Source organism: Undibacterium sp. 5I1 (genome assembly GCF_034314085.1).
In the GTDB taxonomy this organism is placed as follows: Bacteria; Pseudomonadota; Gammaproteobacteria; order Burkholderiales; family Burkholderiaceae_D; genus Undibacterium.
In genome coordinates this window covers 3,854,527-3,871,206 of record NZ_JAVIWI010000001.1, presented here as the reverse complement: position 1 = coordinate 3,871,206, position 16,680 = coordinate 3,854,527, and the positions used below count along the sequence as shown (strand labels likewise).

At 45.4% G+C, this 16,680-nt stretch carries 13 protein-coding genes; 6 read left to right on the top strand and 7 right to left on the bottom strand.

Annotated features, from left to right (window positions below):
* The first annotated feature begins 25 nt into the window (after window positions 1-25).
* Together wecB and RGU72_RS16920 are read left to right on the top strand one after the other, a co-directional pair.
* Window positions 26-1,135 (top strand): non-hydrolyzing UDP-N-acetylglucosamine 2-epimerase, encoded by a 1,110-nt coding sequence (wecB, locus tag RGU72_RS16925; protein ID WP_322120850.1) that lies wholly within the window; start codon window positions 26-28, stop codon window positions 1,133-1,135.
* A 62-nt stretch (window positions 1,136-1,197) separates the two neighbouring features.
* Window positions 1,198-2,271, top strand: coding sequence for a glycosyltransferase (locus tag RGU72_RS16920; protein WP_322120849.1), 1,074 nt, complete (start codon window positions 1,198-1,200; stop codon window positions 2,269-2,271).
* Here the strand turns inward: RGU72_RS16920 and pyrE are convergent.
* Window positions 2,268-2,933: an orotate phosphoribosyltransferase gene (gene pyrE, locus RGU72_RS16915; RefSeq protein WP_322120848.1), complete on the bottom strand. Its 666-nt coding sequence runs from the start codon at window positions 2,931-2,933 to the stop codon at window positions 2,268-2,270. The two genes, RGU72_RS16920 and pyrE, sit on opposite strands and share 4 nt — an antisense overlap.
* Before the next feature lie 311 nt (window positions 2,934-3,244).
* Between pyrE and RGU72_RS16910 the strand changes: the two genes are divergently transcribed.
* Window positions 3,245-4,018: an exodeoxyribonuclease III gene (locus RGU72_RS16910; protein ID WP_322120847.1), complete on the top strand. Its 774-nt coding sequence runs from the start codon at window positions 3,245-3,247 to the stop codon at window positions 4,016-4,018.
* Window positions 4,019-4,155: 137 nt separating this feature from the next.
* Here RGU72_RS16910 and RGU72_RS16905 read toward each other — a convergent pair whose 3' ends face one another.
* The 6 genes from RGU72_RS16905 to metX all read right to left on the bottom strand — a co-directional run bounded on the left by RGU72_RS16905 (window position 4,156) and on the right by metX (window position 13,412).
* Complete coding sequence (locus RGU72_RS16905; RefSeq protein WP_322120846.1) at window positions 4,156-5,892, bottom strand: bifunctional metallophosphatase/5'-nucleotidase; 1,737 nt, start codon at window positions 5,890-5,892, stop codon at window positions 4,156-4,158.
* Window positions 5,893-6,014: 122 nt separating this feature from the next.
* Window positions 6,015-8,390 (bottom strand): TonB-dependent receptor, encoded by a 2,376-nt coding sequence (locus RGU72_RS16900; RefSeq protein WP_322120845.1) that lies wholly within the window; start codon window positions 8,388-8,390, stop codon window positions 6,015-6,017.
* 729 nt (window positions 8,391-9,119) lie between these two features.
* Window positions 9,120-9,995, bottom strand: coding sequence for a M48 family metallopeptidase (locus RGU72_RS16895; protein ID WP_322120844.1), 876 nt, complete (start codon window positions 9,993-9,995; stop codon window positions 9,120-9,122).
* A gap of 127 nt (window positions 9,996-10,122) precedes the next feature.
* Window positions 10,123-11,463 carry an AmpG family muropeptide MFS transporter gene (locus RGU72_RS16890; RefSeq protein WP_322120843.1) on the bottom strand — a complete coding sequence of 447 codons (1,341 nt, stop codon included), beginning with the start codon at window positions 11,461-11,463 and terminating at the stop codon, window positions 10,123-10,125.
* 150 nt (window positions 11,464-11,613) lie between these two features.
* Entirely contained in the window at window positions 11,614-12,216 is a 603-nt protein-coding gene (gene metW, locus RGU72_RS16885; protein WP_322120842.1) for a methionine biosynthesis protein MetW, read from the bottom strand.
* Complete coding sequence (gene metX / locus RGU72_RS16880; protein ID WP_322120841.1) at window positions 12,213-13,412, bottom strand: homoserine O-succinyltransferase MetX; 1,200 nt, start codon at window positions 13,410-13,412, stop codon at window positions 12,213-12,215. The genes metW and metX overlap by 4 nt, the downstream gene beginning before the upstream one ends.
* An 875-nt stretch (window positions 13,413-14,287) precedes the next feature.
* Between metX and RGU72_RS16875 the strand changes: the two genes are divergently transcribed.
* From RGU72_RS16875 to RGU72_RS16865, 3 genes are read left to right on the top strand one after another with little or no spacing between them, the layout of a single operon-like run.
* Window positions 14,288-14,593: a high-potential iron-sulfur protein gene (locus tag RGU72_RS16875; RefSeq protein WP_322120840.1), complete on the top strand. Its 306-nt coding sequence runs from the start codon at window positions 14,288-14,290 to the stop codon at window positions 14,591-14,593.
* Window positions 14,594-14,630: 37 nt separating this feature from the next.
* Window positions 14,631-15,962: a cytochrome C gene (locus tag RGU72_RS16870; protein WP_322120839.1), complete on the top strand. Its 1,332-nt coding sequence runs from the start codon at window positions 14,631-14,633 to the stop codon at window positions 15,960-15,962.
* Window positions 15,963-16,667: a c-type cytochrome gene (locus RGU72_RS16865; protein ID WP_322120838.1), complete on the top strand. Its 705-nt coding sequence runs from the start codon at window positions 15,963-15,965 to the stop codon at window positions 16,665-16,667.
* The last annotated feature ends 13 nt before the right edge of the window (window positions 16,668-16,680 follow it).

Genomic DNA, 16,680 nt, shown 5'->3' with positions numbered 1-16,680 from the left:
ACGACTTGCTGAACAAATAGATCATATGAAAAAAATAATTTGCGTGGTTGGTACGCGACCAGAAGCTATCAAAATGGCGCCAGTAATTAAGCGCCTGTCTCAAGAGTCTTGGGTTGACGTGAAAGTGCTAGCTACGGCGCAGCATCGCCAAATGCTGGATCAAGTTCTGCAATTGTTTGAAATCGTTCCTGACCGTGATTTGAATGTGATGCAACCAAATCAAACACTATCTTCTCTAACCGCAAAATTATTGACAGAGCTTGATACAGTCTTCAAAGAAGAACGGCCTGATGCGGTCTTAGCGCAAGGTGACACAACGACGGTAATGAGTGTTGCACTCAGTTGCTTCTATCATCGTATTCCATTTGGACATATTGAGGCGGGCTTAAGAACTGGCGACATTTGGAATCCCTACCCAGAAGAGATGAATAGAATTGTTGCTGGGCGTTTGGCAAAATGGCACTTTGCGCCTACAGAAGGTTCACGTCAGAATTTAATACGGGAAGGCATTTTGAGCGAGGACATCCACTTAACTGGTAATACAGTAATTGATGCGTTACTGGATGTAGTGAAGCGAGATGAAATAAATCACGTATCACTGGCAAATCTGGACAGTAACAAACGTCTGATTTTAGTGACGTCGCACCGACGTGAAAATTTTGGTGAGCCGTTTCAAGAAATTTGTAAAGCGATCATCCATTTGGTCGAAAATAATCCAGATGTAGAAGTACTGTATCCAGTGCATCCGAATCCAAATATCCAAACGATGGCTCACCAGTTATTAGGTAATAACTCGCGTATTCATTTGTGTTCTCCTTTGGATTACTTGCCGTTTGTGGCAGCGATGAAACGAGCTTTTCTTATATTGAGCGATTCTGGTGGGGTTCAAGAAGAAGCGCCAGCACTAGCTAAGCCTGTGTTGGTATTAAGACGTGAGACAGAGCGTCCAGAGGCGGTAGAACAAGGCGTAGTTAAATTAGTAGGCACTGATTTTAATACGATCGTAAGCGAGGCTCAACGTCTTCTTGACGACCCTGTTTATTACAAACAAGTAGCCAGAGGGGTGTCCCCTTATGGAGATGGGCTCGCAAGCGAAAGAATTACCGAAGTGCTGAAAAAAGCTTTCAGCGTATAGTCGTGCGTCTACTCTATTTCGCTCCAGTACCATATAAAAGTTATTGGCAACGACCTCATTACATGGTGAGGTCGTTATTAGAAAATGTGTACGATGAAATTCATTGGATAGATCCAACAATTACAAGACTGCCGCGGTGGTCTGATGTAGCTCGCTCAACACAAGCTGAGGAGAAGCACGCAGCAGAACCCCTGCTACCTCAGCTGCATGTACTGCGTCCAGGCGGTCTGCCTATAGAACCAATCCCTCTTTTCAATCGCGTTAATGACTGGTTTGTCTGGCATAAAATTAAGGCAAACATAGCTAGCTTGGACATTGATCTAAGCTGGGACATTGGCATTGGACGTCCCAGCCGCCTTGCATTGTGGGCTGTTGAGAATCTGCAATCGCGTATTAGTTTCATGGATGTGATGGACGATTTTCCGGCTTTTTATAGCGGTCTCTCGCGTTACTCTATGGAGCGTACAGAAGATACCTTGGCAGGTCGGTGTGATTACTTATTTTGTAGCGAAGAAACCCTAATTAGAAAACTAGCAAAATACTCTCCAAGAGTGTCTATAAAGCTGGTTTCAAATGGCTACGATATGCAGAGACTGCCCGCATTTTCCACTGCCAGATCGCAAAAAGAAGTTATTGGTTTCATTGGAACAATTGCTACCTGGTTTGACTGGAGACTAGTCATAGAGATGGCGAACGCCCTGCCCCAATTACGTGTTAAATTAATTGGCCCTCGTGCGGGCTATATTCCATCTCACTTACCCTCTAATATTGAATTACTGCCCGCGTGTACGGTAGAAGATGCTATTCGTCATTGCCAAAACTTTACGGTTGGTTTAATTCCATTTTTAAATAATCAATTGACCAGATCTGTTGATCCTATCAAATATTACGAATTGCGGGCTCTGGGAATTCCTGTTTGGTCTACCGCATTTGGAAGCATGGTTAACCGGCTCAATGAGCCGGGTGTGGCTCAAATTTACAGCGGTATTGACTGGAAAAAATTGTGGGAAGAGTCTTCAAATGTGAGCGCAGATCCAATAGAAATAGCACGCTTTCGTCAAAATAATGATTGGACTGTTCGCTTTGAAAAAATGCCAGAATATCTTAACGTAAGCAGAAAAATTATTAAGACTTAACTTACGCCGTAACGATGACGATAAGTAGCTACGGCATCTCTGTATTGCATTATTTGTTGATTAGCATCTGATTTGGATAAAAACTCAAATAAATCGTTCAGATTGCCGATAGCGAGTACCGGTATATCATAAGTTGCACTCACTTCTTGCACTGCCGAATAAGTTGATAACGTATCATCTTTCCCAGATCGCTCCATTCGGTCTAACGCGATCAGGACAGCACAAGGCTGAGCTCCTGCTTCAAGTATCATTTTTACTGACTCACGCACGGAGGTTCCTGCGGAAATAACGTCGTCAATGATCACAACCTTACCTTGCAATTTTGCGCCGACTATCGTTCCACCTTCGCCGTGATCCTTTGCTTCTTTACGGTTAAACGCAAATGGGACATTACGGTTTTTGCCTGCTAAAGCAACCGCAGTAGCAGATGCTAAAGTAATACCTTTGTAAGCAGGACCAAACAACATATCGAACTCAATACCCGATTCAAGCAAAGTATCTGCATAAAATGAAGCTAATTTACCTAAATTAGCGCCATCGTTGAACAAGCCAGCGTTAAAAAAATAAGGGGAGTTACGTCCGGCCTTGGTAATAAAATTGCCAAAACTGATAACCCCGGCTTCTACAGAAAATGTTATAAATTCTTGTTGTAAATTACTCAAAATAACTCCAATGTCTTCCTAAGATCGTTCAAAATTTACTGAGACGCATTTTGTAATATGATAAAACGAATTTGCAAAGTCTCACTAAATAATATTGGCAAGTTACAGACAAGATAAGATCGTTTCAAGCAGACAATCTCATAGTAATTTAGAGGACTTTTCATATTACTTATATAGATTAGTCCTCAGAGATCACCACACGAAGATAAAGCAATATTGTTATTGGAACAAACTCTAAAAGTACCCTCTTTAATCAGCTCTCAATATTTGCTATCTTATTCACCATTCAATTCACTTTTCTCCTTATTTTAATGACAAAAATCATCTCCGCAAACTTGAATGGCATACGCTCTGCTTCGAAAAAAGGCTTTTTTGACTGGATGCAGCAACAGCAAGCAGATTTTGTTTGTGTGCAAGAACTGAAGGCACAAGCTGACGATATGACGGCAGATTTTTTGATGCCTCACGGCTATCATGGGAATTTCCATTACGCTGAGAAAAAAGGGTATTCAGGTACTGGCGTGTATAGCAAAGCTACGCCAGATAAAGTAGAGATTGGTTTTGGTAGTCCTGAATTTGATGCTGAGGGGCGCTATGTGCGCTGCGACTTTGGTAACTTGTCGATAATCTCAGTATATTGCCCTTCAGGATCATCCTCGCCTGAGCGGCAAGAAGCTAAATTCCGGTTTATGGCCTTGTTTTACCCGCACTTACTAGATCTGATTTCCCAAGGACGTGAATTAGTCATTTGTGGTGACTGGAATATCGCCCATAAAGAAATTGATTTGAAAAACTGGAAAAGTAATCAAAAGAATTCCGGCTTTTTGCCGGAGGAACGTTTATGGATGACGCGCTTGTTTGATGAACAAGGTTGGGTTGACGTGTATCGCCGCTTGCATCCGGATACGACTGGGGAGGCTTATACCTGGTGGAGCAATCGTGGCCAGGCATGGGCGAATAACGTCGGTTGGCGAATTGATTATCATGTAGCAACGGGGGGCATTGCGGCTAAAGCAAAAACAGCCGCTATCTATAAAGACCAGCGCTTTTCAGATCACGCGCCACTGATTATCGAATACGCATAAAGCTGTCTTTAAGAAAAAATACTCCCTGTATGTATATGATATCAAGCTTAGATTGTCCAGATAATCATTGGACAATCTAAGCTTAACTATTAATACTCCCTCTATTATCTAAAATAGATCAAAAATCGTTTGCTAATCTATTCACTTCGTTTGACACGGTCTGTCGCCACAGTAGCCAGTTTGCCACCCTCGGCGCGGACATAAGTTTCTAGTGCATCCAAATCACGTCCGGCCAGTTGGCGATCTTGTCCTTGCTTAAACATAGTGAATGCATCGCCACCATCGGCCAGAAAACTATTCACAACGACCTTGTAGATTTTTGCCAATTCCAGAGGTTTGCCATTAATCAGAATATTTTGCACCCGCTGGGGTAGTGGCAGAGCGGCGCTCCAGCGGTAGCTAAAGCTACTCGAAACGAATAACTTTTTAGGATTATCCGCCTCGCGTCCTTGCCATTGCTGCTGCAAAACCGCCATGATCTGCTCTCCAGATAAGCTCATACGAACCAGATTGTTACCAAATGGCTGTGATGCGTAGATATCGCCAAAAGTCACGGCTACCGATTTGGTCTCCGCACCCGACGGCAAGTCACTGCGAATACCGCCCGAATTCATGAAGGCAATATCTGCTGGACCACTATTTTGCGCGTACTTCAATTGCGCATCGGCGATAACATTACCCAAACTGCTGTCAAAAATACCCTTAGCACTCTCACGCTTTAAAGGTGCGGCTAGCGTTGTAACCGGGCGCAGGCGGATTTCTGTGGTCAATGCTGCGACTTTATCCACTAACTGCTGCGCTTGCGGATCAGGTTTTAGCTTCTGCTGATCCACAAGATAATTAGTGGCGCTACTAGCAATCACTTGCTTGCTGCCGCGGTCAATAATGAGTTTGGTTTCTGTGAGATAAGCACCGTAACTGCGTGCCTGTACGACTAAGCGACCGTCGATTTTGCAGGTGTATCCTTGGTGGGTATGCCCGGAGACCACCAGGTTGATTGCTTTATCGAGCTTTTTGCTGATATCAATAATCGGCCCGTCTAAACCATCGCATGCATAACTTGCATCATTGGCATCGCCTTTATAATTACCACCCTCATGGATCAGCACCACGATAGCGGAGACGCCTTGCTGTTTAATCTCGGGCACATAACGATTGATCGCCGTTGCCTCGTCCTCAAACTGCAAACCCTTTACACCGTCGCCTGCGACTAAATTGGGCGTGTCGGAAGTAACCGCACCGATAAAAGCGATTTTGACATCACCGACCTGGCGAATCACATAGGGCTTGAGCCAGGATTTAGCTGTCTGAGTATCAATCACATTGGCAGCAATATATTCGTATTTGGCGCCAGAAAAACCTGGGAATGGGCAGCCGCTCAGCGGACACTCGCCTTTTATCTTGCTCAATAAATCAGCACGGCCAGCGTCGAATTCATGATTGCCAACCGAAGTAACTGATAAGCCCATTTGATTAAAAGCCTCAATCACCGGCTCATCCTTTAACAAAGCAGAACCGATAGGCGATGCGCCCATCAGATCGCCGGCCCCGACAAAAATACTGGCAGGTGCTACCAGACGGCGCTGTTTTAAAAGTGCGGCCAGATAAGCGTAACCGCCGGCGGGCGTGGTCATGGCCTCACCGTGATCGTGCCCATGTTCTACCGGTGCCACCGGTGCCAAATAAGGTACAGGTTTATCAGACTGCAAATTGCCATGAAAATCGTTGATACTAAAGATCGTAATTTCACTTGTGCCAGCAGCGATTGACTGTTGTGCCGACTCCAGCCCTGATTGTTGTGTTTTTTGTGACACCGCACAGGCAACTAGCAGTAATGAGACCATCAATGCTGGTACCGACTTCATCGTTAACATATCCATCCTTACAAAAAATGAAAAAAGCCTGCAATCGCGCTAAGCATGATTGCAGGCTCAAATACTGAAGAAGTTGCGACTAAGCCTAAGCGCATCGCAACCTCCGGTCTTGCATTGACTGGTTAGAAATCAGCAGACAAAGTGACAGACATGAAACGTGGTGCGCCTAAGTAATAGAAAACACCTTTTGCCGCAGCAGTGCCATAGGGCAGCGCATTGGTTACGTTAAAGCTAGATGGATTACGATATTTCTCGTTAGTCAAGTTACTAACATTGAGGCGCAACGTTGGCTTTTTCAAATAAGTTGTGTTTGGGAATTGGTAACCAGCGTCAAATCCAAGCAAAGTATAAGAAGGCACCAGTTCGTCGTTAGTCATTGTTGCTTGTTGACTGCTTGTGTACTTAGCCGTCATTCGCGTATACCAAACACTAGTTTCATACTGTGCGCTCAGACCAGCTTTCCAATTAGGCGTCAAAGTCATTTCTTTACCTGCAGTCGGTAAAGTTGCCGTTGAACTGACGACTAAGTTATCTTGAATCTCGCTCTTCGCATAACCCAATGAGCTGTAGAACGACCAGCCATTGATTGGAGTATTACCTAATTCAACTTCAAAACCATGGGTCTTCACTTTACCCACGTTAGCCAAACTGCTTGTATTTGTAGTTGGATCGTAAGCTGTTGCTTGGCGATTTTGGAAATTCACTGCATATACTGTCGCTTGAGCAGTTAATTTATCGCTTTGTAAACGGTATCCAACGTCAAGATTGTATGAAGTTTCAGCTTTGACATCGATAGGCAATGTAGCGACGCCATTAGTTACAGGCAAATTTGAATAAACAAAATTTGGCGGAGCCTTCATATTGCGCGCGAGGCTAGCAAAAATCGAATTGTTGTAGTCAATCTGATAACGGGCGCCTAGTTGTGGCAACAATTCAGAGTAGTTTCTCTTAATGTTATAACCAACTCCAGCACCCTCGCTTGCGTAATTTGTAAAATCACGTTTCATGGTCGGCGCACGCAAACCAAGATTCAGTGACAATTTATCATCCATTAAACTGATTGTATCTTGTGCAAAGAATTGATAAGCGGTACTGATCGTCTTCCAATCACGACTTTCAAATGGAGTGCCGTCTGGACGAGTAATACGACCCTCTCTCAGCCAAATATCGTTCGCGTTGCCATTTGCATCAACGGCAACCATCGGTCCAAACTGCTCATGTACAGCGCGCTCAATCCAGAAACCCGCTAGTAACTGATGATTAGCAAATGAGTGTGTCAAAGAAGCTGTAATACCAGGACGGTTAGTACGTGTAACGCTGCTGTTAGCAACAATAACTTTGTCCAAAGTATCGCCGTCACCGTTCAAATCAACAGTAGCTGTATTTTTGCCCGTGGCGGGATTCAGGAAGGCATTCTCTGCCTGCAAACGTTGTTGGACCCCACCAGTACCATAGCCGTACCAAAAATAAGGGATGATCTTAAGGTCTGTATTTTCACCAATCCGGAACTTGCCGACGACAGATGCGATTACATTTTGGAATGGATTTTTAGTCAACTGGTAGTAAGTATCAGCATTCGCTTGGTTCGGATCACTAGAAGCCTTGCCTGGGCTAGGAGGAACGTGTCCAATGAAACTAGTAGAGTAATCGTAGTAGTAACCGTTCTTCGCTAAGTCCGCTAAATTAAAAGTACTAATATTTTGATTAATCGCGCGGTTATACAAAATCGTACCGTTAATCGAATTAAAACGATCAAAATCAGTGCGGAAGCCAAAATCGACGTGATCACGGTTAGCACCGCCTTGACCTTTCCACTTATCGGCTTGAGCATGCGACACCGAAATGAACATGCGTGAACGCTCATCTAACATACCAGTATCGTAACGAACATACGTTTTGGAGAGCGATAAACCACCCAAAGTTTGCATTATACGTATATTTCGTTGCTTAGCCGGATCACAAGTTGTAATGCCAATGTTACCGCCGGTAGCACCAATTTGTGGTGAATCTACGTCCGTAGAACCTTGAGTAACAAATTGCGTACAAGTGTTTTCCTGATCAACGAACTCTTGCGGAAACACAGAGAAGCTACCTGAATCATTGACAGGCACACCGTTAATAGTCACACCGATCTGATCGCTGTTAAAACCGCGCAAAGTCAAACCACCACCGAACAAACCCGTAGCGTCATAGTTATAGCTATTAACCGCTGGCATCAATTCAAGCGCTTGGTAAGCATTACCAGTTGGACGCTGTTTTGACAATTCTTCTGCGGTCACTGTACTACGCGCTTTGGGCGCTATTTCTTGCACCATCAGACCCATACCAACTTTTTTGCCAGTGATCGTGACGCGATTTGGATCGACTGGTTCATTTGATTCTGCTGTTGGTGCTGTTTGCGCATAAGCAGACATGCTCAGGCAAACCAACTGGCAAGCGACAGCAACCATCGACAAACGCGATGGGAATGTCGATGAAAGTTTTCTTGATTGCTTCATTTACTACTCCTTGATCAAGGTTTTTTTTGGAATTTACTAATAGATATAAAAAATGCACGAAAAACTATTTAAACAAACATCTGATACCAATTTAAGTTACTAAAAAAACAATCTATTCCGCTTTTATTTACGAGCAATTTCAACACAGCGAAAAGCGGATCAAAAATTTGAAAATATCTTCCAATCGACATAAGGAGCGTTGCATCATCACAACAAACTCTTCGTTTTAGAAGAAAAATTGCACAAAAAACATTCCAATTTCGATCAGCGCAAACGATTGCTTTGTAACTAAAAACTTTTAATTCCAAAACGCGCAAACGATTGCTTTACCAACTAAAAAAAACGATAAGGGCTGCATCCGGATTTTGTTTTTCAATTCTTTGGCTACAAATTCCATACTGCTACAGAGGAGAACATCATCGTATAATTTTATTAAAAGCAGAGAACGTGCCACGCTTTGGAGTGCCTTTCAGCAAAAACTAAGCTGAGACAAATATCGGGTGATTTTTACACTTTCTTACCAGATATACATTCACTGAAATAAAGTCTAGCACACAAAATTTTGGGTAAGCAAAGTCTGGCATTCAATTATGAACAGTTGATGACAGGTACTAAATTCGCATTAAAACGTGTCATAAATGCGACTTTTTGGACTTTTGAGTCAAATTAGCACCACAGATGTGCGAAGCACATGAGCCGCTAGGCAAGCTGCTTAGGTAAGCAGTTGTCTCAATTAATAGCGGGGATAGTTTTGATATTCGTTCGATAAGGCGGCAGATTAGCGAGGAGAATGCCTTGTTTCTTGGCAAACAAAGGTAACACTTCTGGCAAATGGCGTTGAATTTCAGCAATTCTATTTTGACCAGCAGGATGGGTAGATAGCCATTGTGGTGGCGCACCTTTATTGACCATTGCCATTTTTTTCCAAAGCGCAATACCTGCGCGCGGGTCGTAACCAGCACGGGCAGCGATGTCTAATCCGACCACATCGGCTTCGGTCTCGTCGTCGCGGGAAAATTTCAGCATGCCAACATTGGCGAGACCGCCTGCCACAGAACCTGCCACGTTAGGATCATAGCCTTTTGCACCCGCTACGATTTCTGCCAGCTTGATACCAAAATTGGCGGCAGCCGCCTTGCCCGCCCGCTCTGCGCCATGTTCGCGTAAGGCATGCGCAATCTCGTGTCCCATGACAATAGCGACTTCATCGTCCGTCAATTTGAGTGTATCGAGAATGCCGGTATAAAACGCGATTTTGCCGCCAGGCATGCAATAGGCGTTGATTTGCTTGGAACCGATTAAGTTGACTTCCCACTTCCATTGCGGCGCACGCTCGTTCCAGCGCAATGCGAATGGGATTAAGGCTTTGGCGATTGCACGTAAACGTATCAGTTGTGGGTTGCTGTCTAGCGCTAGGGCATTTTGCTGTTGAGCTTGCTGCATCGTCTGGCTATATTGCATAGCCGCTTTGGATTCTAAACCGCCACCCAATTTGCGAAAGATCGACATTTCACCAACCTTGACGCCATCCTGGTCGCTATTTTTTTGCGCCTGACAGTTTGTTGTCAGAATAAAGAAAATCAGCAGTATGAAGTATCTTTTCATAGCATTAATCGTGTAATTAGCGATCTAACGTTCATAGGTTGTTTAGGTGAGTGCCGAAATGTGAAAACCACGACCGACAGGCTAACCACATTGACCAGATAGCCAAGTGCTACCGGTAAAAGTCCACCTATGCGCTACGAGCTGCGCGCACCTGAATCCGCCACAATAATGCGAGCAAGATGAGCGGCGGAATTGCAGTAAGGCCGGTAGCGACGAATGCAGTGGCGTACGCATCGAGCAGCCCATAAGTGGGAGTTAGAGCCTCTACCGCAGCACCGGAAAAGCCCTTAAGAAACTTGCCCAGCAAAGCATAGGTTGACGAAAGCAACGCATACTGCGTGGCGGTATAGCCCAGACTCGTGAGGCTCGACATGTAAGTGACTAGCGCGACACCAGCGTATGCTTGCGCGAAGCTATCGAGCGTCATCACAGTGGCAAACAAGGTCGGTTCAGGATGCATGCCCAGCAGCGCAAAAGCTGCGGTTCCGACACCTTCTATTACGAGTCCTACGATCAGAGTCGGCATCATGCCGAGCCGCACGGCACTCAGGCCACCCGCCGCGATGCCCGCGAATACCGCAACCAGTCCAAAAGTGCCACGTACAAACGCAACTGTATCCTTTGTCAGTCCGAGGTCGTGGTAATAAGGGTTATACATCGGCCCCATTACGAAATCGGGAAGCCGATACAGCGCGACCATCAGCAACATCAAGAGACCTGCAGTCTTATGCTTGGCGAAAAAGTCAACGAAGGGGCCGATTACTGCGTCGAGGAGACCCCGTAGCGTCCATAGCGGTGGCTTGCTCGTAAGTACGATGTCAGCACGAACAGGCTCAAAAGCAAAGAGTGTCGCGACTACACCAATCGCCATCAGCATTGCCATCGCAACATACGACAGAGACCAGCCTAAGCGCGCAGCCATCGCAATCACGAGCGCATCAGTCACGAGTAGCGCAATGCGGTAACCTAGTTGCGCGGCTGACGTCATCAGGCCAACTTCATCCGAATCTTTAGCCGCCTCGATGCGCCAGGCGTCAATCACGATATCCTGCGTCGCAGATGCGAACGCCGTTAGCAATGCGAACACGCCTATAGCAGCGAGACCACCATTAGTACCAACAACCGCCATACCGAGAAGTCCTATAGCAACCAGCAACTGGCACAATAACATCCAACCACGACGTCGGCCTAAGCGCCCAAGCAGCGGAAGATCTAGCCTGTCTACAATAGGCGACCAGTAAACCTTGAATGCATACGCAAAGCCGACCCAGGAAATAAAGCCAATGGCGAGCAAACTAGTGCCTGCATCGCGCAACCAGTAGCCGAATGTATTAGCGGTTAGCAGGAACGGCAAGCCCGACGAGAAGCCGAGCGCGAGCATTACTGCTACTTTCGGCTGCTTTAATTCGCGAAGCATATCTACTAAGGTACGCTTGCGGTTTGCTGGGGAACTAGAAATTTTTGACATCACTCGCCAATTATCGATTTTCTGGCTTGCGCGCGAGCGCAAGCCAGAGCTAAGGAGGGCTCAGCAGAATGAACACGGACAAGCCCGAACTGGAGCCGAGAAAGGAACCTATCATCACGCATCATACTTGGTAGCCACTGCATGAAAACATCATTTCTTCCGCAATCTAAAGACCGCCAAACTACCGCGCAAATTAGGTAAGAATTGTATCGGCTTGCCTTCACGCAAAGCGACGCACTCTAAAACTTCCAGACCGACTTCGGTCGCCAGATCAGAAAAATCATAAATCGTCGCGCAGCGTAAATTGGGTGTGTCGTACCACTCGTAGGGCAAGGATTTAGACACCGGCATTTTGCCGCGTAGCAGCGCAGTGCGATGCGGCCAATAACCAAAGTTAGGGAAAGACACAATCGCCTCGCGCCCTACTCTGGCAATGTCGCGCAGCAAAGGCTCTACATGCTTCATCATTTGCAATGACGATAAACACAACACGGTATCAAAACCATTATCCTGAAACATACTGAGGCCGTTTTCCATATCTTGCTGAATCACATTGACGCCGCGTTTGGCGCACGCCAATACTTTGTCGTCGGCGATTTCTGTGCCGTAGGCGCTGCATTGCTTATCGCTTTTTAAATAATCGATCATGACACCATCGCCACAACCGACGTCTAGCACCCGCGATTGCGGTTTGATCCAATGTGCAATAAATGCCAGATCAGGGCGGAGCTGACTGAGTTCAGAAAAATTCATGCAAGCTCCTGGTCGATATTCGCAAAATAAGCAGCGATCAAATTCAAATAACGAGCGTCGTCGAGCAAGAAGGCATCATGCCCATGCGGTGCATCGATTTCTGCGTAGCTGACGGTGCGCTGATTACTGACCAGAGCCTGCACAATATCCCGGCTGCATTGCGGTGAAAATCGCCAGTCCGTCGTGAATGAGGCAAGCAGAAATTTTGCCTTGGTCTTTGCCAGCGCCTTACTCAGATCGCCATCAAACGCGCGGGCGGGATCAAAATAATCCAGCGCTTTCGTGATCAACAAATATGTATTGGCGTCAAAATAATCCGCAAATTTATCCGCCTGATAGCGTAGGTAAGATTCAATCTCAAAATCAATCCCAAAGCCGAATTGATATTCGCCGGTACGCAAATCACGACCAAATTTTTCCGCCATATCGTCGTTGGATAAATAAGTAATATGACCAATCATGCGTGCGACTCGTAAGCCGCGACGCGGGACCACATTATGTGCATAAAAATCGCCACCATAAAAATCCGGGTCGGTCAAAATCGCCTGCCGTGCGACATCATTGAAGGCGATATTTTGCGCTGACAATTTAGCGGTCGAAGCGATCACGACACAATGCCGCAAACGATCTGGAAATAACATGCTCCACGCCAGCGCCTGCATGCCGCCCAGCGAGCCGCCCATCACCGCAGCAAACTGCTGTATACCGAGATGATCCGCTACCCGCGCTTGCGCTTGCACCCAATCCTCCACCGTCACCACCGGAAAATCCGCGCCATACGGTTTGCCCGTTTGCGGATTATTGTGCATAGGTCCGGTGGAACCAAAACAAGAGCCAAGATTGTTGATGCCGATCACAAAAAACCGGTTGGTATCGACCGACTTGCCAGGGCCAATCATGTTGTCCCACCAGCCGATATTTTTTTGGTCGTCGGCATAGGCTCCGGCAACATGATGCGAGGCGTTGAGCGCGTGGCAAATCAGTACAGCATTAGATTTGTCAGCATTCAGCGTGCCATAGGTTTCTATCATCAGATGATAGTCGCTGATCGTTGCGCCACTTTGTAAAGTCAGCGGCTGATCAAATTGTATCGTCTGCGGCGTGACAAAACCGATTGATGACGTTGGCGTTGTTGGCACTGGTGGCGCCGATGCCGGTGTTGAAACTGATGTTGTCGATGACGGTACAGTAGTCATGCGTCTTCCTAGCGAGAATCATCTCGTTTTACATTAATTCAGGAAGGCTAAAAGAAGGGCTGAATGAGGAAGAGAGGCGGCATTCAAGCTCGCTTTAGCCGTATTTATTGTTTCAGAAAGTTTTCCAAAACGGCGCCCGCAAGCTGATTTCAAATCGGCGCAATGGGTGAAGGATAACGAAGTATCGCGGTGGCGTCAAACCGGAACAAGTCCAGAGATGTCTCACTCAACGCTCTCGATGGTATCCAAGCAAAACTAACGAGGTTTTAAGTACGAGGCGTTAGAATTTCGCGCCGTACTGATTAATGACTTCGACGTTTGTAAGCAATTGATAGTGACAGCAATATTCACATGGGGAGCTCAATATTTAAAATGTAGTTTAAATGCAAATCATATACTCCCCATATGTATATATAAAATTACCCCTATATACGTGGACAAATCCACTTTTTAGATAATTTATTCTGGAGTATATGACTAAAAGCACTCTCCCACACTCAAACAGATGTGGCCACTGCATATGTCAGTGTCATTTCGTTTAGCGACTTCGGAAGGTCTCTGCGAAAACTATCTAAATAATTTGCAGACCCGAAGTCAAAGCATTCTCTCTAAGAGCGATAACTCACAAGTAAATACCTAAAAATACAGGCTTTGACCGATACGCAACATGTCTGATGTCGTAACACAGACCTATCTGTTCACAAACATCTCATTAGTGACCAGCTTTTGACCTAGATCAAGGAAAGATCATTCGTAGAGCCTATGCTTAAAGGTATGGCATTTTGCTGATTGTAACTTTCAAGACGCTCACGGATCACTCTATCCAATAATTACTCGATAACAAGCACTTTCTTTGCTATTACTTAGGAAATCAAATGTCAAACCGCAGAAAATTTATAGCCCAACTGAGCTGGGGGAGTGCTACCTTTTTATTAAAAAACGCCAGTGCCCAAGTTGTGATGGTTAATGAAACGGATCCACTGCCCTCGTCTATGGGCTACAAAGAAAATAGTAATAAAGTCGATGGTACAAAATATCCTAAGCACGCTACCAGCCAGCAGTGCAGTAATTGCACTCTATACCAAGGAAAAACGGAGAATATTACCGGAGGTTGCGCACTTTTCTCAGGAAAGCAGGTAACTAGTGTGGGCTGGTGCAACGCCTGGTCAAAAAAACTGTAAACGTTGAACACAACAAACAGAAGGAGCAAGGCAAGCGATGAACTCCCATGAGAAACCCATTTCTTTAATTAAATACTGGCACTACAAAATACTATTCATTTTTTGTAATTTTTTAATTCTCTCTTCAGTACACGCATTACCTTCTTTCGCCAGACAGACAGGACAAAACTGTGTTGCATGCCATGCCGGGGGACAATTTCCTGAATTAACGCCATACGGGCGGCTATTCAAAATGACTGGTTACACCATAGGTGAAAGAGGAAATCCTTTAGCAGTGATGGCAGTCGCAAGTTATACAAAAAGTGCGACTCCAACCGCTGACGCCGCGTTTGCAAAAGATGCAGTAGCGCTTTTTCAAACAGGTAGCGTTTTTGTGGCAGGCAAAATCACAAATAATGTCGGCATATTTGCTCAATTTACTTACAACAATTACAGCAGTCAAAATACAGATACGAATCAATGGGAAGGCAAATGGGGATCAGATAACTTTGACCTGCGCTACGCTGATCGATATATCGATGCAAACCGGGATTTGATTTTTGGGTTTAGTGTCAATAACAATCCATCTATATCGGATCCTTGGAACACCGCTCCCGCATGGTTGCAATATGTTCCGACTGGCTTTGGCGTGACCGGCGCCGACGCTAGTCCAATAATCACACAACTAGGCTCGCAAGTAGCAGGCACTGGTGCATATATTTTCTTAAATCAAACTATATATGCTGAGATTTCGGGTTATCAAACTGCGAACGGCTCATTCTCTTTTTTGAGTAAAGGTATAGCTAATACTGATCAGACCAAACTAAAGGGAATTAATCCCTACATTCGCTTGGCACTTAGCCACGATTGGGGTCCGCATAGTGCTATGGTCGGCCTGTTAGCGATGAACACTGATGTCTACCCTGATAACCTGACTCTTGCAGGTCCTACTATTAAGTACCGCGACAGAGGAGTGGATGCCCAGTATCAATATTTACTCGATCCCCATTCTGTTACTGCACAAATCAGCTATGTACGCGAAACCATTAACAATGGAGACATCACTGGCGTAAGTGCAAACGCTTCCAACACGCTGAATCAGCTAAAAATGAAAGCCAGCTACATTTACCGAGCCAAATATGGAGGTAGCCTGAGTTATTTCAGTACGACAGGAACATCCGACAATATCTTATATCCTGATCCTGCCAGTAACCCGGATACTCGAGGATTTGTGCCAGAGTTATTTTGGACGCCAGTACAATATCTAAGAATTGGTGCGCAGTATTATCGATTCAATAGATTCCATGGTGCATCTGTTAATTACGACGGATCAGGACGAAATGCGAAAGATAACAATACGTTTTTTCTGTACGCATGGGGAGCCTATTAAATGATCAATCGTGAACAAGCAACATATCTGCGTCACCAATTTCATGGGGAACAGAGGCGCCGTAAGAGCAATACATTTCTCTTACTCCTGTTAGGTACTAGTATTTTCTTAAGTGCTTGTACTTCAGAGGAAAGGTCGCGAGCGCTAGACGATCCTACAGTATTACCTAAAACGGTGGCGCTTCAGGTTTGCTCAAATTGTCATGGGGTAAACGGTATTTCGACTTCGCCGATTTTTCCCAACTTAGCGGCGCAATCAAAACTCTACCTGACTGAACAATTGAAATCGTTTAAAACTCATGGCCGTTCAGACCCTGAAGGATATGAATACATGTGGGGTATCAGTGCACGTCTGACAGACAATCAGATTGAGGGGCTAGCGCAGTATTTTTCTGAACAGCGTGCTCCTGCAGGGAAAAAGTCCAGCGAAAATCTGTTAATTGCAGGAAAAGCGATTTATGAAAAAGGCATTACAGCAAGCAATACTCCCGCTTGCGCCAGTTGTCATGGCCCTAAGGCTGAGGGCATGCAACTATTCCCTCGTTTGGCAGGTCAGCATGCGGACTATACTAAGAAACAATTAATGGTCTTTAGAAATACCGATCAGCGGCCTGAGGGTGCGCTGATGAAAACAATCGCGCATGGATTGAAAGACCAAGACATCGAAAACATAGCCATTTATTTAGAGGCGATGCCGTCTAGTTGAGTTAAGTTGATCG